The sequence below is a fragment of the Bartonella sp. AP36NXGY genome, from assembly GCF_042195865.1.
Lineage (GTDB): Bacteria > Pseudomonadota > Alphaproteobacteria > Rhizobiales > Rhizobiaceae > Bartonella.
Window position 1 is genome coordinate 162,182 of sequence record NZ_JBHIPD010000001.1, and the last position, 19,784, is coordinate 181,965.

Below are 19,784 nucleotides of genomic sequence, written 5' to 3' on the forward strand. Positions count from 1 at the left end.
CATACAAAAGTTTGAACTGCTTAGAGAGCTCGCAACCTTTGTTTTAAATATATGGTAGAATTAGGATTGAAAAATTGATTTATGGATAAAACAAGTGAGACCTTTATTAGTGTAACACAAAAATGCATAACTAATTCTGAAACATTACGCATATGCAAAAATAAACAAAGTAAATAGCATCGTTTATGAAACAGCTTTTTGTATAAGTCATAAGTGTTTATTCGCCTTATATCACCGCCCTAGTGTTTTACAGCATAGCAGTACACTATCATTTTATCATTCTCTCCATTATATATCGACAGATATTGAATCTAGATCTGATATACGGTAAATATTTAATGTGGTTATTCCATAAATAACTGATCAGAACATTGAGCTTTAAAAAAAGCGGATAAAATATTGTAAATTGAACACAGGAATGGACTAACTTATGAGTGATGAAATAACCTCACCAGCACAAAGCAATAACTATGATGCCGCTTCTATCAAAGTTCTCAAAGGTCTTGATGCTGTACGCAAACGTCCTGGTATGTATATCGGTGACACTGATGATGGATCGGGGTTACACCATATGGTCTATGAAGTTGTAGACAATGCTATAGATGAAGCTTTAGCCGGTCATGCAACTCTTGTAAACGTCACACTCCATGCTGATGGTTCTTGTTCTGTTCGTGATAATGGACGTGGAATTCCGACAGATATCCATCCAACAGAAGGTATTTCTGCCGCTGAAGTTATTATGACACAGCTTCATGCCGGTGGAAAGTTTGATCAAAACTCTTATAAAGTTTCAGGCGGATTACACGGTGTTGGCGTCTCTGTTGTGAATGCATTATCCGTTTGGCTTAAATTGCAAATCAAACGCAATGGTAAAATTCATGAAATATCATTTACCCACGGGGTAGCTGATGCTCCATTAAAAGTTGTTGGCGATTGCGATCAAGAAAGTGGAACAGAAATTAGATTTTTACCAAGCTCTGAAACCTTTACTATGGTTGAGTTTGATTTTGAAACTTTAGAGCGTCGTTTACGGGAATTAGCTTTTCTAAATTCTGGGGTTTATATTCTTCTTGTTGACGAGCGTCATGCTGATATTAAATCCGTTGAATTGCATTATGAAGGTGGATTAATAGAGTTTGTGAAATATATTGATCAATCAAAAAAGGCTCTGCTTGATACTCCTATTTATATTGCAAGTGAAAAGGATGGTATGAGCGTTGATGTTGCCCTGTGGTGGAATGATTCCTATCATGAGAAGGTCTTGTGTTTTACCAATAATATCCCTCAGCGTGACGGTGGAACGCATTTGATAGGTTTCAGAAGTGCCCTTACACGCCAAATTAATGGCTATGCTGAATCTTCAGGTATTGCTAAAAAAGAAAAAGTGAACTTAACCGGTGATGACTGCCGTGAAGGATTAACAGCTATTCTTTCTGTCAAAGTTCCTGATCCAAAATTTTCTTCACAAACAAAGGATAAGTTAGTCTCTTCTGAAGTGCGCCCTATTGTTGAAAGTTTGGTCAATGAAGGTCTTTCAATATGGCTGGAAGAACATCCTCATGAAGCAAAACTTCTCATTAGTAAAGTGGTAGAAGCTGCAACAGCACGTGAAGCAGCACGCAAAGCACGTGAACTCACAAGACGAAAAGGGGCGCTTGATATCACTTCTCTACCAGGAAAGCTTGCCGATTGCCAAGAACGAGATCCCGCAAAATCAGAAATCTTTATTGTCGAGGGGGATTCGGCTGGCGGTTCAGCAAAAAGTGGGCGCTCACGTCAAAATCAAGCAATTTTACCCCTTCGTGGTAAAATCCTCAATGTTGAACGAGCACGTTTCGACCGCATGCTCTCATCTGATATGATTGGAACACTTATTACAGCTCTTGGAACGTCTATCGGTAAGGATGAATTTTCGCCGGATAAATTACGTTATCATAAGATTATTATCATGACGGATGCGGACGTTGATGGAGCCCATATTCGTACTCTGCTGCTCACTTTCTTTTTTAGACAAATGCCCGAGTTGATTGAACGTGGACATCTTTATATTGCTCAGCCTCCTCTTTATAAAGTATCGCGTGGAAAATCTTCCCAATATATTAAAAATGAAGCAGCGTTTGAAGAATTCTTGATCGATACTGGATTAGAAGAAACAACGCTTGAGCTTTCAACGGGAGAAGTTCGTGCAGGGGCTGATTTGTATCAACTCGCTAAAGATGCTCGTATATTACGTCAACTTTTAAATGGTCTTCATACCCGTTATGACCGTAATATTGTTGAACAAGCAGCAATTGCTGGCGCTTTTAATCTTGAAGTCTTTGCAACACAAGAAAAAGCGCAAAAAATAGCAGATACTACAGCACACCGCCTTAATCTGATTGCTGATGATATGGAACAAGGTTGGAGTGGACAATATACAGCAGATGGAAGTTTATGTTTTGAGCGTATTTTGCGTGGTGTTAAAGATGTTGTTACGCTTGATGTGGGACTTATAAATTCAACTGACGCACGCCAAATTGATCGCATTTCTCAAAATTTTATCGACATATATCATCCTCCTGTTCTTTTACGTCGCAAAGATAAAACAGAGCGTATTTTTGGTCCTATGAGCCTTTTAGAGAGCATTTTTACAAACGGTAAAAAAGGTGTTACTCTTCAACGTTATAAAGGTCTTGGGGAAATGAATGCTGAACAACTTTGGGAAACAACGCTTGATCCCAATGCACGTTCTCTTTTACAAGTAAAGATTAATGATGCAACCGATGCAGATTCACTCTTTTCTCGTCTCATGGGTGATGAAGTTGAACCTAGACGTATTTTTATTCAAGACAATGCCTTAAGCGTTGCCAATCTTGATATCTAAAGGTACTCTTCTGTTTTTGGCTGTGTAAACGTCGTAGTTTTATACGTTGTTTTTTCGTAGTTGAACATTCCCTCTCTATTTCATTTACGATAAAAGAAAAATAAGGAAGATCATATACATGGCAATTGAAACAGAACGTGTAGGAACCAAGGGTGGCATGGAGCACTCTTTTGGTTTTACAATAGTAGATGAAACACAAAAACAATCCATGGTGGATGGTGTGTTTCATTCTGTTGCTGAAAATTATGACAAGATGAATGATATCTTATCCTTAGGGCTACACCGTGTGTGGAAAAATTCCATGATTGCTTGGCTTTCCCCACCAGCACTTTCTCATTGGAAAGTTCTTGATGTCGCTGGCGGTACAGGTGATATTGCTTTTCGTATTCTTAATGCTTCACGCCAAAAAGCCCATGCTACAGTGCTTGATATTAATGGCTCAATGCTCAGCGTTGGCAAAAAACGCGCACAAAAAAATGGTCTTGCCCCTCTGATTGATTTTGTTGAAGCCAATGCAGAAAATCTACCTTTTGAAGATCAAAGCTTTGACGCTTACACGATTGCTTTTGGAATTCGCAATGTTCCTCATATTGATCAAGCTCTTAGAGAAGCTTTTCGTGTTTTAAAGCTCGGTGGACGTTTCTTATGTTTAGAATTTTCAAATGTCGAGATGCCTTGGCTCGATAAAATTTATGATCTTTGGTCTTTCCATGCTATCCCTAAGCTAGGTCAATTTATCGCAAATGATGGCGATGCTTATCGTTATTTGGTTGAATCTATCCGCAAATTTCCTAAGCAAGATGATTTTTCCCATATGATCAAGCATGCGGGGTTTTCGCGGGTATCGTACCGCAATCTCACCGGTGCGATTGCAGCGCTGCATTCAGGTTGGAAAATTTAAAAATGGTGCAAATTTCCCCTTACTTTCAATTGATGCGTGCAGGATGGGTTTTAACACGTGAAGGTGTTTTAAGTGCTCTTCCTCATGATGATCTTCAAGGATTTCCAGCGCTATGTCATCGTATAGCGAGTGCATTAGCACGACGCAAAACAAAAAAGAAACAGCGATCTGAAAATATTTCATATGCCATTAATAAGCTTGGACCCTCTTACATAAAACTTGGTCAATTTCTTGCCACAAGACCTGATATTGTTGGGCGTGATATTGCGGAAGATTTGTCACAGCTACAAGATCGTGTCCAAACATTTTCTTGCACTGCCGCTATTGCTCAAATTGAAAGTTCTCTTGGTCGCTCTATTGATGATTTATTCGTAAATTTTTATCCCCCCATTGCCGCCGCTTCTATTGCTCAAGTTCATCCAGCTGAATACAGTGATGAAACTGGCCATAAGAAAAAATGTGCTGTAAAAGTTATTCGTCCCAATATCAGAGCACGTTTTTCTAAAGATCTTAGAGGATTCTATCTCATTGCTCATTTACAAGAGCGCTATATCCCTGCCTCTCGAAGGCTTCGTCCTGTTTGTGTGGTGGATACTTTAGCACAAACAACACGACTTGAAATGGATTTACGCTTAGAAGCAGCAGCTATATCTGAAATGGCTGAAAATATTCAACATGATACAGGCTTTCGGGTTCCACGTATTGACTGGGAACGGACAGGACGTAATGTTCTTACAATGGAATGGATTGATGGTATAAGAATATCCGAAACTTCCAAACTCAAAGAAGCAGGATTTGATTTGAAGGCGCTTGCTATTACGCTTATTCAATCTTTTCTTCGTCATACACTGCGTGATGGTTTTTTTCACGCCGATATGCATCCTGGTAATTTATTTGTAGATGAAAAAGGATGTATTGTTGCTGTTGATCTAGGCATTACAGGAAGGCTTGGCAAAAAAGAAAAGCATTTCCTTGCTGAAATTCTTTACGGCTTTATTACCCGCGATTACCATCGAGTTGCACGTGCCCATTTTGAGGCCGGCTATGTTCCTTCACACCATAATATCGAAAGCTTTGCGCAAGCCAACCGCGCTATTGGCGAACCAATTCACGGACAATCAGCACAAAGCATTTCCATGGCTAAATTGCTCACTTTATTGTTTGAAGTCACTGAATTATTTGACATGCAAACGCGACCTGAACTTTTATTGCTGCAAAAAACGATGGTTGTCGTGGAAGGTGTTGCCCGCACATTAGACCCCACTTTTAATATGTGGAAAGCTTCTGAACCCATTGTCAAAGAATGGATTAGTAAAAATTTAGGACCCGTAGGCGTTGTAAAAGACTTTAGTGAAGGAGCACAAGCTCTCCTTTCGCTGGCACGCAAAACACCACAATTGGTTCAAAATTTCCAACAAATAGAAGAAGATTTCAATCAAATGAGAAAAACAGGTTTTAATCTTTCTCCTGCTACCCTCAAACAACTTGCTGTAGAACAAAGTCACAGAAACCGTTATGGTCGTTATAGTCTTTTCATCATTGCACTTTGTTGCGCTTGTCTTACTTTTTACTTTTTTCACCTTTTCTAATCTCCTTAATATGCTAAAAATATCAACAATGAAATCATTGCAATCATTTTATTTCTTGGAGGTATTTTATGGCCAGTATTACCATTCGTAACCTGTCTCCTGAAACCAAAGAAGCTTTACGCATACGCGCCGCGCAAAATGGTATTTCTATGGAAGAAGAAGTTCGACGCCTTTTAAGCAATCCCACTCCTCTCACCACACAACCCCTTCATACTAGTGCTGTTGAAGTGCAATCATTGAAATCAAAATCTCTCCTTCTTATTATTGGTGGAAGTATTGCATCCTATAAAGCCCTTGATTTGATTCGCCGTTTACAAGAACGTGGAGCACATTTAAAAGTTGTGATGACAAAAGCAGCGCAAAAGTTTATTACGCCTTTAGCCGCTGAAGCTTTAAGCGGTGGTACTGTATATACTGATTTATTTTCACGTGAAGAAGAACACGATATCGGACATATCCGATTAGCACGTGATGCTGACCTGATTATTTTAGCTCCTGCTACAGCCAACCGCATTGCAAAAATAGCCAATGGCATAGGAGATGATCTGGCTGATTGTGTCCTTTTAGCAGCACGCTGTCCACTCTTGATTGCACCCGCCATGAATCCGTCCATGTGGGTGCATCCAGCAACTATTCGTAATGTTGCACAATTGCACGCAGATGGCGTTCATATCATCGGACCAGAAATCGGAAAGATGGCTGAACGTGACGAGATTGGATATGGACGTATGAGCGAACCTTTAACTATTATCGCTGCTATAGAGAATCTTTTGAATGTGCATGAAAAACCTCTCTTTGGCCGCCATTTCATCGTTACCTCTGGCCCTACCCATGAACCAATTGATCCAGTGCGTTATATTGCTAATCGGTCTTCAGGTAAACAAGGCCATGCCATCGCAACCGCTCTTGCGCATTTGGGTGCAAAAGTAACACTTATTTGTGGACCTGTTAATCTTGCAGACCCACAAGAAGTAAAAACCATTCATGTTGAAACAGCACAACAGATGTTACAAGCCGTTCAAACCGCATTGCCTGCTGATGGTGCTATCTTTGTTGCCGCTGTTTGTGACTGGCGCAGTCAAACGCAGTCTTTACACAAAATTAAAAAGAATGCTCATAAAATACCACCATCCCTTCATATGGTTGAAAATCCTGACATTTTAGCAACGATTGGACACGCTCCAAACCGCCCCTCATTGGTCATTGGTTTTGCTGCTGAAACATGTGATATCATTGCCAATGCGCAAAAAAAATGTGTTGAAAAAGGAGCTGATTTCATTCTTGCTAATGATATTTCTCTTCAACTAGATGGTACAAGTGTCATGGGTGCTGATACAAATCAAGTTTATCTCGTAAGTAGAAAAAAAGTTGAACAATGGCCCCATATGAGTAAACAACACGTAGCGCAAAAATTAGCAAACGTGATTGTATCATTTTTTGCCCCCAAAACACCTACTCCTCATGAGGAAAATATACCCCTTTGCAAATAAGAACTCTTCAAACGCGTTGATATTAAAACACCTTATAAAATAGAACTGACAATATGTGTCTATCCATCTCAATTAGTATATAATATTTCTGGTTTATAATGATAATATCGCATTGTTCATATTAAATTAGAATCCCAGATATCATAAGATTCTCTCATTCCTAATCTCTCTCATGTTGAATCAATAAAAATCATTTTCTTGCACGTTGTAAACAAGGATAACTGTATGAATACAAAACGTTTCAGAAAGAACTAAAAGCGCTTATAATGGACCGTCTCAAGAACCAAGGGCTTGTCTCGAACAACACTGAGGATGATGGTGCCAACGTGCTCTTTTTATTAAGCGTAAAGTTAGTGATGCCCTATAAGTTTTATATTATTCACGAGAGCTTTACCCATATACCATTCACAAACGCTGTTGCGAAATGGGTGTGATGAGCCGTTGGGAAATGTTTTTTAAAAAAATCCTATCTCACCCTAGCCTTCATAAAAGCAGGATCTATTGCACCACTGTCTCGCCAGCTTATAAAAAAACAAGCTATCATTCACTTTGGCTACCATCAATTTTGACAAAGCTCTTGTAATGGATAAAATTTATAAAAAGCATTTTCTTTCTTCAATGTTTTTATCCACATATTGGTCATATTTATGATATGCAAATAAATGATTTTGATTGTTTCATGATGAGAGCAGCTAATGAGAAAATATGACAACTTTATTTTGAGCTCTTATTCGCTATGAAAAATAATGTATAAATCAATAATATTATAACATCTCAATGCAATTTTAAGCATACTTCATGCTGACGCTCATAAAGAATGTAGACAAAATTCATTGTACCACTGTCTATAAGTTTATGAAACTGAAGCCTTTATTATTTTCCTCAGTGATCGGTCTTTAAGATTAAATGTCTGTGTCCTCTCTCCAGAATACCAAGACCACAAAGACTAGAATTTTATCCATGATATCTTCACATTGTGATGTTTCATGAGAAGCATTTTTATTCCTTTATCGAAAGCTTTGTATCCATACATTGGTCTCGCCTATAATGTGTACGTAAATAATTTTTTGATGTTGAATAGAGTCTTTGAAATTAAAGAATATTTCTATATTTGGGATTTTATTCAAGTTGAAAATGATCAATTCTCTTCGATAAATTAGTGGTGTTATTATCTAAAAATTATTTGATACAGTGCACCACTTGTATGAAAAGTGCTTCAATGAATGCTTACTTCATTGCACTTATGGCTTTTAAAATTCAAAATCTCATCATTTTTAAGCATCCGTGGTTTCTCCCTTTCTTTGCTTCTTCTCAGAAAACTGCTCTTCTATGGGATCTGACAGTCAATCGCCTAAGCTTATTTTTTCCACTTCTATCATATTAATCATTCTGTTGCCCAAAATTAGAATATCTACGGAGCTACTACGTTACCCCTATTCCATTGAACTCAATATTTTTTTGAAAGCGAGAGGCAAAAGCATGCCGCCAAATAGTAGAAAAGTACAGAATTTTAGGAATTGTGCAAAACAATTAAACATTTAGATAAACGAAGTTAGATAACTCTACTGAATAAATAGAAATAAACAACTTTTCTCCCAAATAGTTCTTATTCCTTAATTTTTTACATATATCATATAAACGCAATAATCTACACTATGTACAAAAATACTAAAAATTTCTTCTACAACAGCTACTTTTTAAATTCTTCTTTGTTTTTAAAAATCAAAATTTCTATTTATTCAAACTTTATTTTTAACAAAGAAACCTTAACCGTTTTTTATAATGTTCTTGAAAAAAATCTTGTAATTCAAAGAAAGAAAAAATTACACTGTACATACTTTAAATATATTTCTTGTTTTTTTTGCTTCTTTCCTTAGTTTATTAATCTATGATTTTTACTGCTGCTTATCGTGCTTTACAACGTCTTCTGACCTCGCAATATCGTATTATGATACTGAAAGCATTGGGGGTTACTTTTTTCATTCTCACCATTTTATGGTTATGTGTGCACCAACTTTTTGTGTCTTACTTTTGGCCCTGGATTGCTCAATTTCTTCCTGGACTCCCTAGTTGGGCGGGATGGATTGGTTTTAGCATGCTTATCATCTTTAATCTTGGGTTGGCTCTTTTGTTGGCTTTTTTGATTGCACCCATCACAGCTATGATTGGTGGTTTTTTCATTGACTCTGCTGCTGAAATCATTGAAAAGGAGGATTACCCAAACGAGCCTATTGGACAAGCCTTGCCGTTTCAGCGTTCTCTTATCATTTCCTTTAAATTTGTTATTTTAAGCCTTCTTGGTAATGGAATTGCTTTTATTTTATTCTTCATACCAGGTATTAATTTAATTGCTTTTTATCTTATTAATGGTTATTTGCTCGGTCATGAATATTTCTTGTTTGCGGCTTACCGTTTTCGAACAGAGCAAAATGCGCGTGCTTTTTTACATACTCATTACACAACAGTTTTTGGCGCAGGATTATTGATAGCGATTTTTGTTTCGATTCCTATTATTAATCTAGCAACACCGCTTTTTGCCGCCGCCTTTATGACACATTTACACAAAATGCTTTCCCAAAAGACCATAGCACGCATTACACAAAAATAGTGTTCCTTGACTTTAAGGTTAATAAAACTTGCCAGCCAAAGAAAGCATAATATAAAATTTTATGCTTTATCTTTTATTAAAGCAATATATTGATTTATAATGATAACTTATCGTTTCACAACATGAGTGAAAAACCTAAATATTATGAGGGTTTCTCATTTTAATCCTATTCATATTGGATCAATTGAAATCGTTTGTTAATATGTCATAAACGGAGGTGGTGTGCGGATAAAAGTACTTTCAAAAAAGCGTGAAATATCTTTATATGAATCCTCTTAATGCAAACATTATCGTCGTATTGAAAACTGAAAAAGAATATGATGGTGCCGCTTTGTACCCTCTATTTCAGTAAAAACGGATAGCATAATGTCTTTTATACCATTCATGGAGAGTGTATACTCTTCATAAGAGAGTTTTGGAAATTATTGAAAGATATCTGTGTAAAACAAGCACGTAAATGAGTAATATAATGGTATTGTGAGCGTATTCTATTTTAATTGTAAAAAGCGTGCGCTTTAAAGAAACCTTTTGAAAAAAATCTTGCTCTGATGTTAGCGTTTCGCTAATATAGCGTTATTGTATTCATTATCTTTAATGGATTATTTTAGCCTTGTTAGCGCCTTATACTATAAGGTTTCTTTTCTTCAAAACTGTTGATACGAATGATTAATTGGATATTCATTTTTATTAAAAAATAAGGCGTTTGTTAACCATCGCAAGGAGTAAATTTTAACACCAAAGTAAAAAATACAAACATGTAAGTTCTTAAAACTTATGAGAAATTTATTATAGGGAATACTCTTCATGATGCATATGATTGTTATAATATGGGAAAAATTAAAAATTAAAAAACAAGCTATACGTACACTGATAAAAGTATTAAATAGACTCCTTTGTTCAACCGGTAAAGCAAATGTGACTGCTTAAGTTCTATATTCTTTCAAATCATGCAAAAGATGCACAATATTTAAAGGAAGGTTATAAAGATGAACTGGATTACAAATTATGTTCGTCCTAAAATTAACTCTATATTGGGGCGCCGTGAAATTCCAGAAAATCTATGGATTAAAGATCCTACCAGTGGTGAAATGGTCTTCCATAAAGATCTGGAAGCTAATCAATTTGTAGCTCCCAATTCTGGTCATCATATGCGTATCAGTGCTAAAAATCGTCTCATGCATTTTTTTGATGATGGTGTTTATACAGCTCTTGAAAATCCAAAAGTTGTAACAGATCCTTTAAAATTTCGTGACGAAAAACGCTATATTGACCGGTTAAAAGATTATCGTTCTAAACTTGGGGTTGATGACAATATTTTAAGTGCACGTGGTACGATTGAGGGTTTGCCAATTATTGCAACTGTTCAAGATTTCGCCTTTATGGGTGGATCACTTGGTATGGCTTCAGGAGAAGCTATTATCAAAGCTTTTGATACTGCCATTGCTGAAAGGCGTCCGCTGGTTCTTTTTGCTGCTTCTGGTGGTGCACGCATGCAAGAAGGAACACTCTCGTTGATGCAAATGCCCCGTACAACAGTAGCGATTGAAATGTTGAAAGAAGCAAAGCTTCCCTATATTGTTGTGCTGACCAATCCAACCACCGGTGGTGTTACTGCTTCTTACGCCATGCTTGGTGATATTCACATTGCCGAACCTGGCGCTATGATTGGTTTTGCTGGTCCACGTGTAATTCAACAAACTATACGCGAAACCCTACCAGAAGGTTTTCAAAGTAGTGAATATCTGCTTGAACATGGTATGATTGATATGGTTGTATCGCGTTTAGAAATGAAAACAACAATTGCGCGTATTTTACGCTTGATGATGAAACGCCCTGCTGTTTTTAACCCTTCCGATCCATCCCCAACAGACTCTCAAACATCGCTTTCTAGGACAAAAGCAGCTTAAGTTTATGCAACAAAGTCAAATACAAAGGGTGGTGGATGATTTACTAAAAAATTATCCGAAAAAATTTGATCTTTCTTTAGAGCGTATTGTTCACCTTTTAGAGCGTCTTGGTAACCCACATTTAAAACTTGCCCCTGTTATTCACATCGCTGGAACAAATGGCAAAGGATCTGCTTCAGCAATTTGCCGTGCTCTTTTGGAAAGTGCAGGATACCGCGTTCATGTTTATAGCTCACCTCATCTCGTCAACTGGAATGAACGCTGCCGGTTAGGTCAAAAAGGAGGTGGTCAACTTGTTACAGAAAACCAATTGGCTGAGACAATCCGTGAAATTATAAAAGTAAATCGTCAAGAGCCGATTACTATTTTTGAAATTTTTACAGCCGCTGCCTTTATGTTGTTTAGTATACATCCAGCTGATGTTGTCATTTTAGAAGTTGGATTGGGAGGACGTTTTGATGCTACCAATGTCGTTAACAAACCAGCTGTATCGCTTATTATGCCCATTGATTATGATCATGAGAGCTTTCTTGGAAATACAATTGCTCAAATCGCTTTTCAAAAAGGAGGGATTATCAAACCAAACGTTCCTGTAGTCATTGGAAAGCAAAATTATGAAGAAACTCTTGCTACTCTAATACCCCTTGCTAATAAAAATAAAGCATCTTATTCTCTATTTGATCAAGATTATCAAAGTTATAAAGAACATGGACGTATGGTTTTTCAAAACAATCAAGGTCTCATGGATCTTCCCCTTCCTAACCTTATTGGAGACCACCAAGTTGCTAATGCTGGCGCGTCTCTTGAAGCAGTCTTTCAAGCAGGTTTTCAACTTTCAGAACAAGCCATAAATGATGCTTTGAAAAATATTTATTGGCCCGCACGAATGCAACATCTTACCCAGGGACATTTGGTTGATCAACTGTCTCCTAATATCGATTTATGGTTAGATGGTGGTCATAATCCTGCTGCTGGAAAAGTTATTGGAGCAGAACTTGCACAATGGAGAAAAAAAACAGATCGTCCTATTATTATGATTGCTGGCATGCTCAATACCAAAGATGCTGTCGGTTATTTTCGTTCCTTAGCAAACCTTGTCGATAAAGTATATACGATACCGCTGATTAACAATAATGCAAGTATCTCTCCAATAAACTTAGCTGAATCAGCGCAAAAAGCAGGAATCCTTGCTACTCCACAAGCTCATCTACAAGATGCTTTGCATAAGATTAAGGTGGAATATAAAGAGGCAATTGTCCTTATTGGTGGTTCCCTTTATCTTGCGGGCGATATTTTGCGTGACAATAAAACACCTCCGTGCTAAAAATTAGCCATTTTTAAAACTTTGAAAGATAGACTTTTTCATCATGCAACTTGATTGTGCACTTTATCAACATCCTAAACTTATTACTGTTTTTGGCGGATCTGGTTTTGTAGGACGACATGTCGTTGAAACTTTGACTAAGCGGGGGTATCGCGTTCGTATCGCTGTTCGTTGTCCACAAAAAGCTTATTACATGCTTCAAATAGGAGAAGTAGGACAAACCCAAATGCTTAAAACAGATATCAAGCATCGTGCTTCTGTTGCACGCGCATTGCTTGGAGCTGATGCAGCAGTGTTTTTGCCTGGTAGCTTAAAACAAGCAAATCAATCGAATTTTAAAAAAACACAAATTGATGGTGTTTACAATGTTGCTGAATTAACAGCAGAAACTGGTATTCCGCTAATCTATATGTCAACACTTGTGGCTAACGAGAATGCTTCATGTCTTTATGCACGTGTTAAGTTTATGGGTGAACAAATCATTCATAACAAGCATCCTCAAGCAATTATTATCCGTCCATCCGTTATCTTTGGACCAGAGGACTGTTTCTTTAACACCTTGGCAGATTTGTCACGTTTTTTACCAATTATGCCTCTTTTTGGAGGTGGGCAAAGCAAATTGCAACCCGTGTATGTTGGTGATGTTGCTGAGTTTATCGCGCGCGCTTTAGATGGACAAGTTGCTTGGGGAAAAAATTATGATCTTGGTGGTCCCCAGATTATCACCTTCCAAAATACTCTTGAAAATATACTCAAAATTATTCACCGTAAAAAAACAATCCTATCCATGCCCCTTTCTGCTGGTCTATTGATTGGAGGAATTTTGGGAACAGTCGGTAAATTGCCTTTTGTACCAACACTCGTAACAGCCAATCAGATACGTTTTTTGCAAATGGATAACATTGTTTCTAAAGAAGCTATAGAGAATGGATATACTCTAGAAGGTGTGGGAATTACCCCCAGAGCAATGGCAGCATTCTTGCCAAGTTATCTTTGGCGATTTCGTCCACATGGTCAATTTTCCCAAAACCTATTCGTTTAGAATAAATTCTTCTAAAACTGAGTTAATTATTTGATTTATAATTCATCGCTCGTTGTTAGCAGTTTTAAAATCAGAGTGTTCAATAGAGTGATGTTTTTACATTTTAAATACTCTATTCAGTATCACAAAAAATGTTTAATCGTATATCTATAGTCTTTTGATAAAAATCTTTGAAAACAGGAGAAAAGCACTTCTTATAAACTGTCTTTATCCAAGAGCAGATGCAATATTGGAATCCTAAAGAACCGATTCTGAATTGCCTATTCATAAACATGATAGCCTATGGCTTTGCATTATATTATTTTGCTAAAAAGCTTAATAATGAGATTAAAGTAATACTTCCTTTTTCAACAACCGCATAAGTGAGTAGAATATGGGTATACTACTTTCGATATTATCCCATAAAAAATCGATATAAAAACTGTGAAGCAATGCACCATTTTTATTATTTAAAAGGTATTCCCTCTAGAGATTTTAAAAGAGCTTTTTCACATAGAGAAGTCCTCTTCTTGTCTTGCATTTTTTTTTAATTTCTCCTACCGTCTTGGAAAAACTTATTTTAAAGGAATGAAGAATGGCAGCTCAAGATTTTGTTGTCAAAGATATTGCACTTGCCGCTTATGGTCGTAAAGAACTTAATATTGCTGAAACTGAAATGCCTGGTTTGATGGCTTGTCGTAAGGAGTTTTCTTCCAGCCAACCTTTGCGCGGAGCGCGTATTTCTGGCTCATTGCACATGACAATTCAAACAGCTGTTTTAATTGAAACATTAAAAGCGATTGGCGCCGATATACGGTGGAGCTCTAGCAATATTTTTTCTACGCAAGACCATGCAGCAGCAGCTATCGCCGCAACTGGCATTCCTGTATTTGCCGTTAAGGGTGAAACATTGGAAGAATATTGGACTTATATAGATGCAATCTTCCAATGGCCAGATGGTAATCCTTCCAATCTTATTTTAGATGATGGAGCTGACGCCACAAACTATATTTTAATGGGAAGTCGTGCAGAACAAAATAAAGATATTTTATCGCATCCCAAAACAGAAGAAGAAGAAATTTTTTTCAAACAAATACAAAAGCGTATGGATGCAACGCCAGGTTTTTTTACACGACAGCGTGCAGCAATTAAAGGTGTAAGCGAAGAAACCACAACAGGTGTAAACCGTCTTTATCAGTTACAAAAAGAAGGACTTCTACCTTTTCCTGCTATTAATGTTAATGATAGCGTCACTAAATCAAAGTTTGATAATAAATATGGATGTAAAGAATCATTGGTCGATGGTATTCGACGTGGAACAGACGTGATGATCGCCGGTAAAATTGCCATTGTCTGTGGTTATGGTGATGTAGGTAAAGGTTCAGCAGCATCTCTTTCTGGTGCTGGGGCTCGTGTTAAAGTAACAGAAATTGATCCTATTTGCGCTCTTCAAGCCGCTATGGATGGCTATGAAGTTGTTAATTTGGATGATGCTGCTTCCAGTGCTGATATTATCATCACGACAACAGGCAATAAAGATGTTGTTCGTTTAGACCATATGCGACAAGTAAAGGATATGTGTATTCTTGGAAATATTGGTCATTTTGATAACGAAATCCAAGTCGCTGCCCTTAGAAATTTGCCATGGACAAATATAAAACCACAAGTTGATATGATCACCTTTCCCGATGGAAAACGCATCATTTTGCTCTCTGAAGGGCGTTTGTTAAACCTCGGCAATGCGACGGGGCATCCTTCTTTTGTCATGTCAGCTTCGTTTACCAATCAAGTTTTAGCGCAAATTGAACTTTTTACCCGTACAGAACACTATACAAATGAAGTCACTGTTTTGCCTAAACATCTTGATGAAAAGGTTGCACGTCTACATCTGGATCGGTTAGGAATAAAATTAAGTGTTTTATCAGAAGAACAAGCCGCTTATATTGGAGTCTCACCACAAGGACCTTATAAACCAAACCATTACCGTTACTAATACGTTTCCTTGGGTTAAAAAAGGGAAAGATGTCGTGCTCAGCTTTGGTGACTATAACCCCAAAGAAAAAACTCAAAAAGAGATCCGAATCTATACGTATATATTTTGCCTTTTTTTCTTTTTTTCTCCAACATGCGCTGTTGCTCAGTCATTGGAAGGTTATTTACCATTTTTCTTCACTTTTCCAAATAGTCCATGGCTGCTTTTAGCGCTGTGTGGAGGAATTTCTTGTGCTTCACTTCTCACGTGCCTAGCTGTTATTATGCGTGCAAAAAAAACTGCACAGAAGCCTTTGAAGATAATTCAGGCAAATTTTTCTGAAAAACTTAAATATTATGAATGGCTTCTGGAAGAAACCGAGCAATTCCTTCTTATTTGGGAAAATCCAACAACCTTACCCCATGTTGTTGGTGCTCTTTCCGCATTGCAAAAAATAGGAATCGATCAGAAAGATTTTCAGCGTTTTGAGCTCTGGGTTGAAGAAAATTCTCTGCGAGAACTTGATTATGCATTGACTCAACTCCGTTGTAAATGTCACCCTTTTGATCTTTCTATCACCACCACAAACAATGTACTGCTACAAGTTACAGGAGTCATCGCAGGAACAGTCGCCATTGCTCGTTTTCAAGATATCTCAAAACAACAGAGTGAAAATGCTCGTTTACAGAAAGATATCGCCCGCCTTCTTACTGAACTGAGAATGCAGCGTAATCTTCTTGATCTTATTCAAGAGCCCGTATGGATAAAAGATTGTGAAGGAAAAGTTTGTTTTATCAATCGCGCCTTTAGAGAAATGACAGACTTTCGTGAAGACAGTGATGACGTGGGGGATCTTTTCAATGAAAATACACAACGCAAAACAGATGAAACAGAAACAATTTTTCAAGAACATGTTCATACGGTTATTGGTGGAGAACGGCACCGTTTTCATCTCACACGTATTACAACAGCTGAAGGGATGGCAGCTTTTGCACGTGATGACAGCGCCTATGAAAATCTTGCTCATGAATTAAGATATGTTCTTCAAAGTCATTGTGAAACACTTGACCAAATTTCAACAGCTGTAGCCATTTTTGATACAAACCAAAAATTAAAATTCTGTAATCACGCTTTCAAAATTTTATGGCCGTTGGAGAGTTCTTTTTTAGAAAGTGAACCAAGCCATACATTGTTTCTTGAACGTTTACGTGAAAAGGGGCTCATTGCTGAACACCCTGATTGGCGCGCATGGAAAGAAGAACTTTTAAAAGCCTATTGGCAAACAGAATCGAACCAACAAATTTGGAATCTTCCAGATGGGCGTACAGTGCGTGTTGTCTCGAACCCTCATCCACAAGGAGGTGTCACTTGGCTTTACGAAAACCTTACTGAAAAAATTGATCTTGAGCGCCGTTATAATACACTTATTAAAATACAAGGTGAAACACTTGATAAACTTTCTGAAGGTGTGGTCGTTTTTGGTACTGATGGACGCCTTCGCTTATCGAATCCTGCCTTGTCGAAATTGTGGTCTCTTCCTTATAATTTACTGGTAGAAGGAACCCATATTACACAGTTACAAAGCCATTGTTCAGCCTTAACCTTGGGGCAAGAATGGGATCAATTTACCAAGTTCATTACCGGTTTTGCTGAAAAACGTGAAACATTTTCAGGTCGTATAGATCTTAAAAATGATATGATTATTGACTATACTCTAGTCCCTCTTCCTAATGGACAAACGATGCTTACTTTTGTGAATGTTACGGACACTGTCCATGTTGCGCGTGCTCTTCAAGAAAAAAATGAAGCATTAGAAAGTGCTGATCGTTTGCGTAATGAATTTGTCCAACATGTTTCTTATGAATTACGCACACCTCTCACCAATATTATTGGATTTTCCGATATTTTACGTGATCAAATTTTCGGCTCTATCAATGAACGTCAACAAGAATATCTTGAACACATTCATTCAGAATCAGGAACTCTTTTAAATATTGTTAACGATATTCTTGATCTTGCTACCCTTGATGCAGGCATTATGGAGTTGGACATAAAATCGGTTAACATTGCCGATGCTATGATACAAGCAGTAGCACGTGTAGAAGATCGCCTTAATGGACGGCATATTACGCTTTTACAACAAATTTCTCCTTCCTTAAATTCTATTTCTGCTGATGAAAAGCGCTTGCATCAAATTTTTGTGAATGTACTGAGTAATGCTATTAATTTTGCAACGGAGGCGAGTACTATTGAATTTTGCGTCGATGAACAAGATGATAACATTGTCTTTAGCGTTCACAATCAGGGCTCTGACATCCCAGAAGACGTTCTTGATCGTATTTTTAAACGTTTTTCTTCCCATTCACACCATGGTGGGCGTGCGGGAGCGGGTCTTGGCCTTTCCCTTGTAAAAAGTTTCGTTGAACTACACGGTGGACATGTTGAAATTCTTACCGGTTCTGGAAAAGGAACAACAGTTAAATGTTTTTTCCCACTCTCCAAAGGAGATACGATTTTTTAATTTTAACCTTTATGATAACAAAAATTTTTCATCCATTTCATGGAACTTTTAATGAATTTTAGTTTTTTTCTTGAAAATGAAGAGGCAACAAAGCTTTTTGCACAAAATTTAGCTCTTTCTTTAAAGCCAGGAGATCTTGTAACGCTGCAAGGAGATCTTGGAACTGGAAAATCAACCATTGCACGTACAATCATTCAAACACTTGCGAACGATAACACTATAGATGTTCCAAGCCCTACTTTTACTCTTGTGCAAAGCTATCAACTTCCAAAGTTTGAAATTATTCATGCTGATCTTTATCGCCTTTCTATGGCAGAAGAAATTGATGAATTAGGGCTTCATGAAGCTCGTGAGAAAAATATTTTACTTGTTGAATGGCCAGAAAGAAATACAGCTCTTTTAGAACTCGCCACTTTTGCACTCACCTTACACTATAAAGAACATGGGCGTCATGTAACAGTTAGATCAGCGCAACATTCCATTGAATGTTTGCAACAGTCTTTTACAATTCGTACATTTTAAAAAAACATGAACATCATCATTTTTTAATTTGATAATACCTCAGTACTACCTATGAAATCTGAGATGATGGACAACATAAAGAAGGCTTCATGGAGGCACCAACCATGGAAGATGAAACGAAATGCTGACTCTTTTATATAACAATGACATAAATTGCAAAGGACAGCCGTTAATTTATAGAAATTCATCAATTTATTTTAGAGAATCTGATACCTACAATTTTGATTTTAGAGAATAGTATAAGAGAATTTTAAATTGAAGTGATAACCCTTTATAAGAGCATTATATAACCTGTAGTGAATTGCTTGTCTCTTTCTGCTTAAAAATTGTGAGCTTCAGAAAAGTAATTTGCAAAGTTTTTGCTTAAAATCTCCCTTTATGTGTTGAAAATACTATCTATCTCAATAGTCTTATCTAAGAAGAAATACCTTTAATGAAATTATCATTCACCCAATATTTTTAACGCGCCTATAAGGAAAGAATTGCATATATTCTTCATACAAAGCAATTTTTTATAAAAAATGGTCAATTGAATCATGCATAAAAGCACGAATTCTTAAATTCATTTAAAATTTTGATTTTTATTGTCTTTTCATTATAATATAATGCAAAAAAGAATATTTTAAAAAAGTCAAAAGGAGAGACAAAATTTCTCTCCTTTATAGTGATTATATGTGGAATTAACTAAGCCCATCTTTTATCCATTCAGAAAGACGTCCTTTAGAGGTAGCGCCAACCATATTCGATGAAATATTTCCATTTTTAAACATTAGTAATGTAGGGATAGAACGTACTCCGTATTGGGTAGCCAGTTCCGGATTTTCATCAATATTTACCTTAGCAATTTTAACTTGATTTTGCATTTCTATTGAAATTTCATCCAAAATTGGAGCAATCACTTTGCAAGGGCCACACCATTCTGCCCAAAAATCAACCACAACAGGGGTGGAAGAGGTTAGAACTTCACTTTCGAAATTGTCCTTATCAACTTTTATACACGTCATTGATTTATCCTTTATATTCACCTTTTATAGATTGGTATAATAACAATTCATATCAAGTTATT

The 19,784-nt window shown here is 37.0% G+C and carries 12 protein-coding genes; 11 read left to right on the forward strand and 1 reads right to left on the reverse strand.

Annotated features, from left to right (window positions below):
• Positions 1–430 precede the first annotated feature (430 nt).
• From gyrB to tsaE, 11 genes are all read left to right on the forward strand, one after another.
• On the forward strand, positions 431–2,863 hold the full coding sequence (gene gyrB, locus ACFINX_RS00585; RefSeq protein ID WP_375611371.1) for a DNA topoisomerase (ATP-hydrolyzing) subunit B: 2,433 nt from the start codon (positions 431–433) through the stop codon (positions 2,861–2,863).
• A gap of 118 nt (positions 2,864–2,981) precedes the next feature.
• On the forward strand, positions 2,982–3,764 hold the full coding sequence (gene ubiE / locus ACFINX_RS00590; RefSeq protein ID WP_375612796.1) for a bifunctional demethylmenaquinone methyltransferase/2-methoxy-6-polyprenyl-1,4-benzoquinol methylase UbiE: 783 nt from the start codon (positions 2,982–2,984) through the stop codon (positions 3,762–3,764).
• Positions 3,765–3,766: 2 nt separating this feature from the next.
• Positions 3,767–5,353: a 2-polyprenylphenol 6-hydroxylase gene (ubiB, locus tag ACFINX_RS00595; protein WP_375611369.1), complete on the forward strand. Its 1,587-nt coding sequence runs from the start codon at positions 3,767–3,769 to the stop codon at positions 5,351–5,353.
• A 68-nt stretch (positions 5,354–5,421) separates the two neighbouring features.
• Positions 5,422–6,843 carry a bifunctional phosphopantothenoylcysteine decarboxylase/phosphopantothenate--cysteine ligase CoaBC gene (gene coaBC, locus ACFINX_RS00600; RefSeq protein WP_375668161.1) on the forward strand — a complete coding sequence of 474 codons (1,422 nt, stop codon included), beginning with the start codon at positions 5,422–5,424 and terminating at the stop codon, positions 6,841–6,843.
• Between the two features lie 1,888 nt (positions 6,844–8,731).
• Positions 8,732–9,451 (forward strand): sulfate transporter family protein, encoded by a 720-nt coding sequence (locus tag ACFINX_RS00605; RefSeq protein WP_375612793.1) that lies wholly within the window; start codon positions 8,732–8,734, stop codon positions 9,449–9,451.
• 986 nt (positions 9,452–10,437) lie between these two features.
• Positions 10,438–11,358: an acetyl-CoA carboxylase, carboxyltransferase subunit beta gene (accD, locus tag ACFINX_RS00610; protein ID WP_375611366.1), complete on the forward strand. Its 921-nt coding sequence runs from the start codon at positions 10,438–10,440 to the stop codon at positions 11,356–11,358.
• A gap of 4 nt (positions 11,359–11,362) precedes the next feature.
• Positions 11,363–12,682, forward strand: a complete 1,320-nt coding sequence (locus ACFINX_RS00615) for a bifunctional folylpolyglutamate synthase/dihydrofolate synthase (RefSeq protein WP_375668162.1) — start codon at positions 11,363–11,365, stop codon at positions 12,680–12,682.
• 43 nt (positions 12,683–12,725) lie between these two features.
• Positions 12,726–13,724 carry a complex I NDUFA9 subunit family protein gene (locus tag ACFINX_RS00620; RefSeq protein WP_273790204.1) on the forward strand — a complete coding sequence of 333 codons (999 nt, stop codon included), beginning with the start codon at positions 12,726–12,728 and terminating at the stop codon, positions 13,722–13,724.
• Positions 13,725–14,298: 574 nt separating this feature from the next.
• Positions 14,299–15,696, forward strand: coding sequence for an adenosylhomocysteinase (gene ahcY, locus ACFINX_RS00625; RefSeq protein WP_375668163.1), 1,398 nt, complete (start codon positions 14,299–14,301; stop codon positions 15,694–15,696).
• Positions 15,697–15,730: 34 nt separating this feature from the next.
• Positions 15,731–18,196 (forward strand): ATP-binding protein, encoded by a 2,466-nt coding sequence (locus ACFINX_RS00630; RefSeq protein WP_375668164.1) that lies wholly within the window; start codon positions 15,731–15,733, stop codon positions 18,194–18,196.
• Between the two features lie 51 nt (positions 18,197–18,247).
• Complete coding sequence (gene tsaE, locus ACFINX_RS00635) at positions 18,248–18,718, forward strand: tRNA (adenosine(37)-N6)-threonylcarbamoyltransferase complex ATPase subunit type 1 TsaE (RefSeq protein ID WP_375611362.1); 471 nt, start codon at positions 18,248–18,250, stop codon at positions 18,716–18,718.
• Positions 18,719–19,398: 680 nt separating this feature from the next.
• Here the strand turns inward: tsaE and trxA are convergent.
• A complete protein-coding gene (gene trxA / locus ACFINX_RS00640) occupies positions 19,399–19,722 on the reverse strand; it encodes a thioredoxin (protein WP_375611361.1) in 324 nt (107 codons plus the stop codon).
• Between the last annotated feature and the right edge of the window lie 62 nt (positions 19,723–19,784).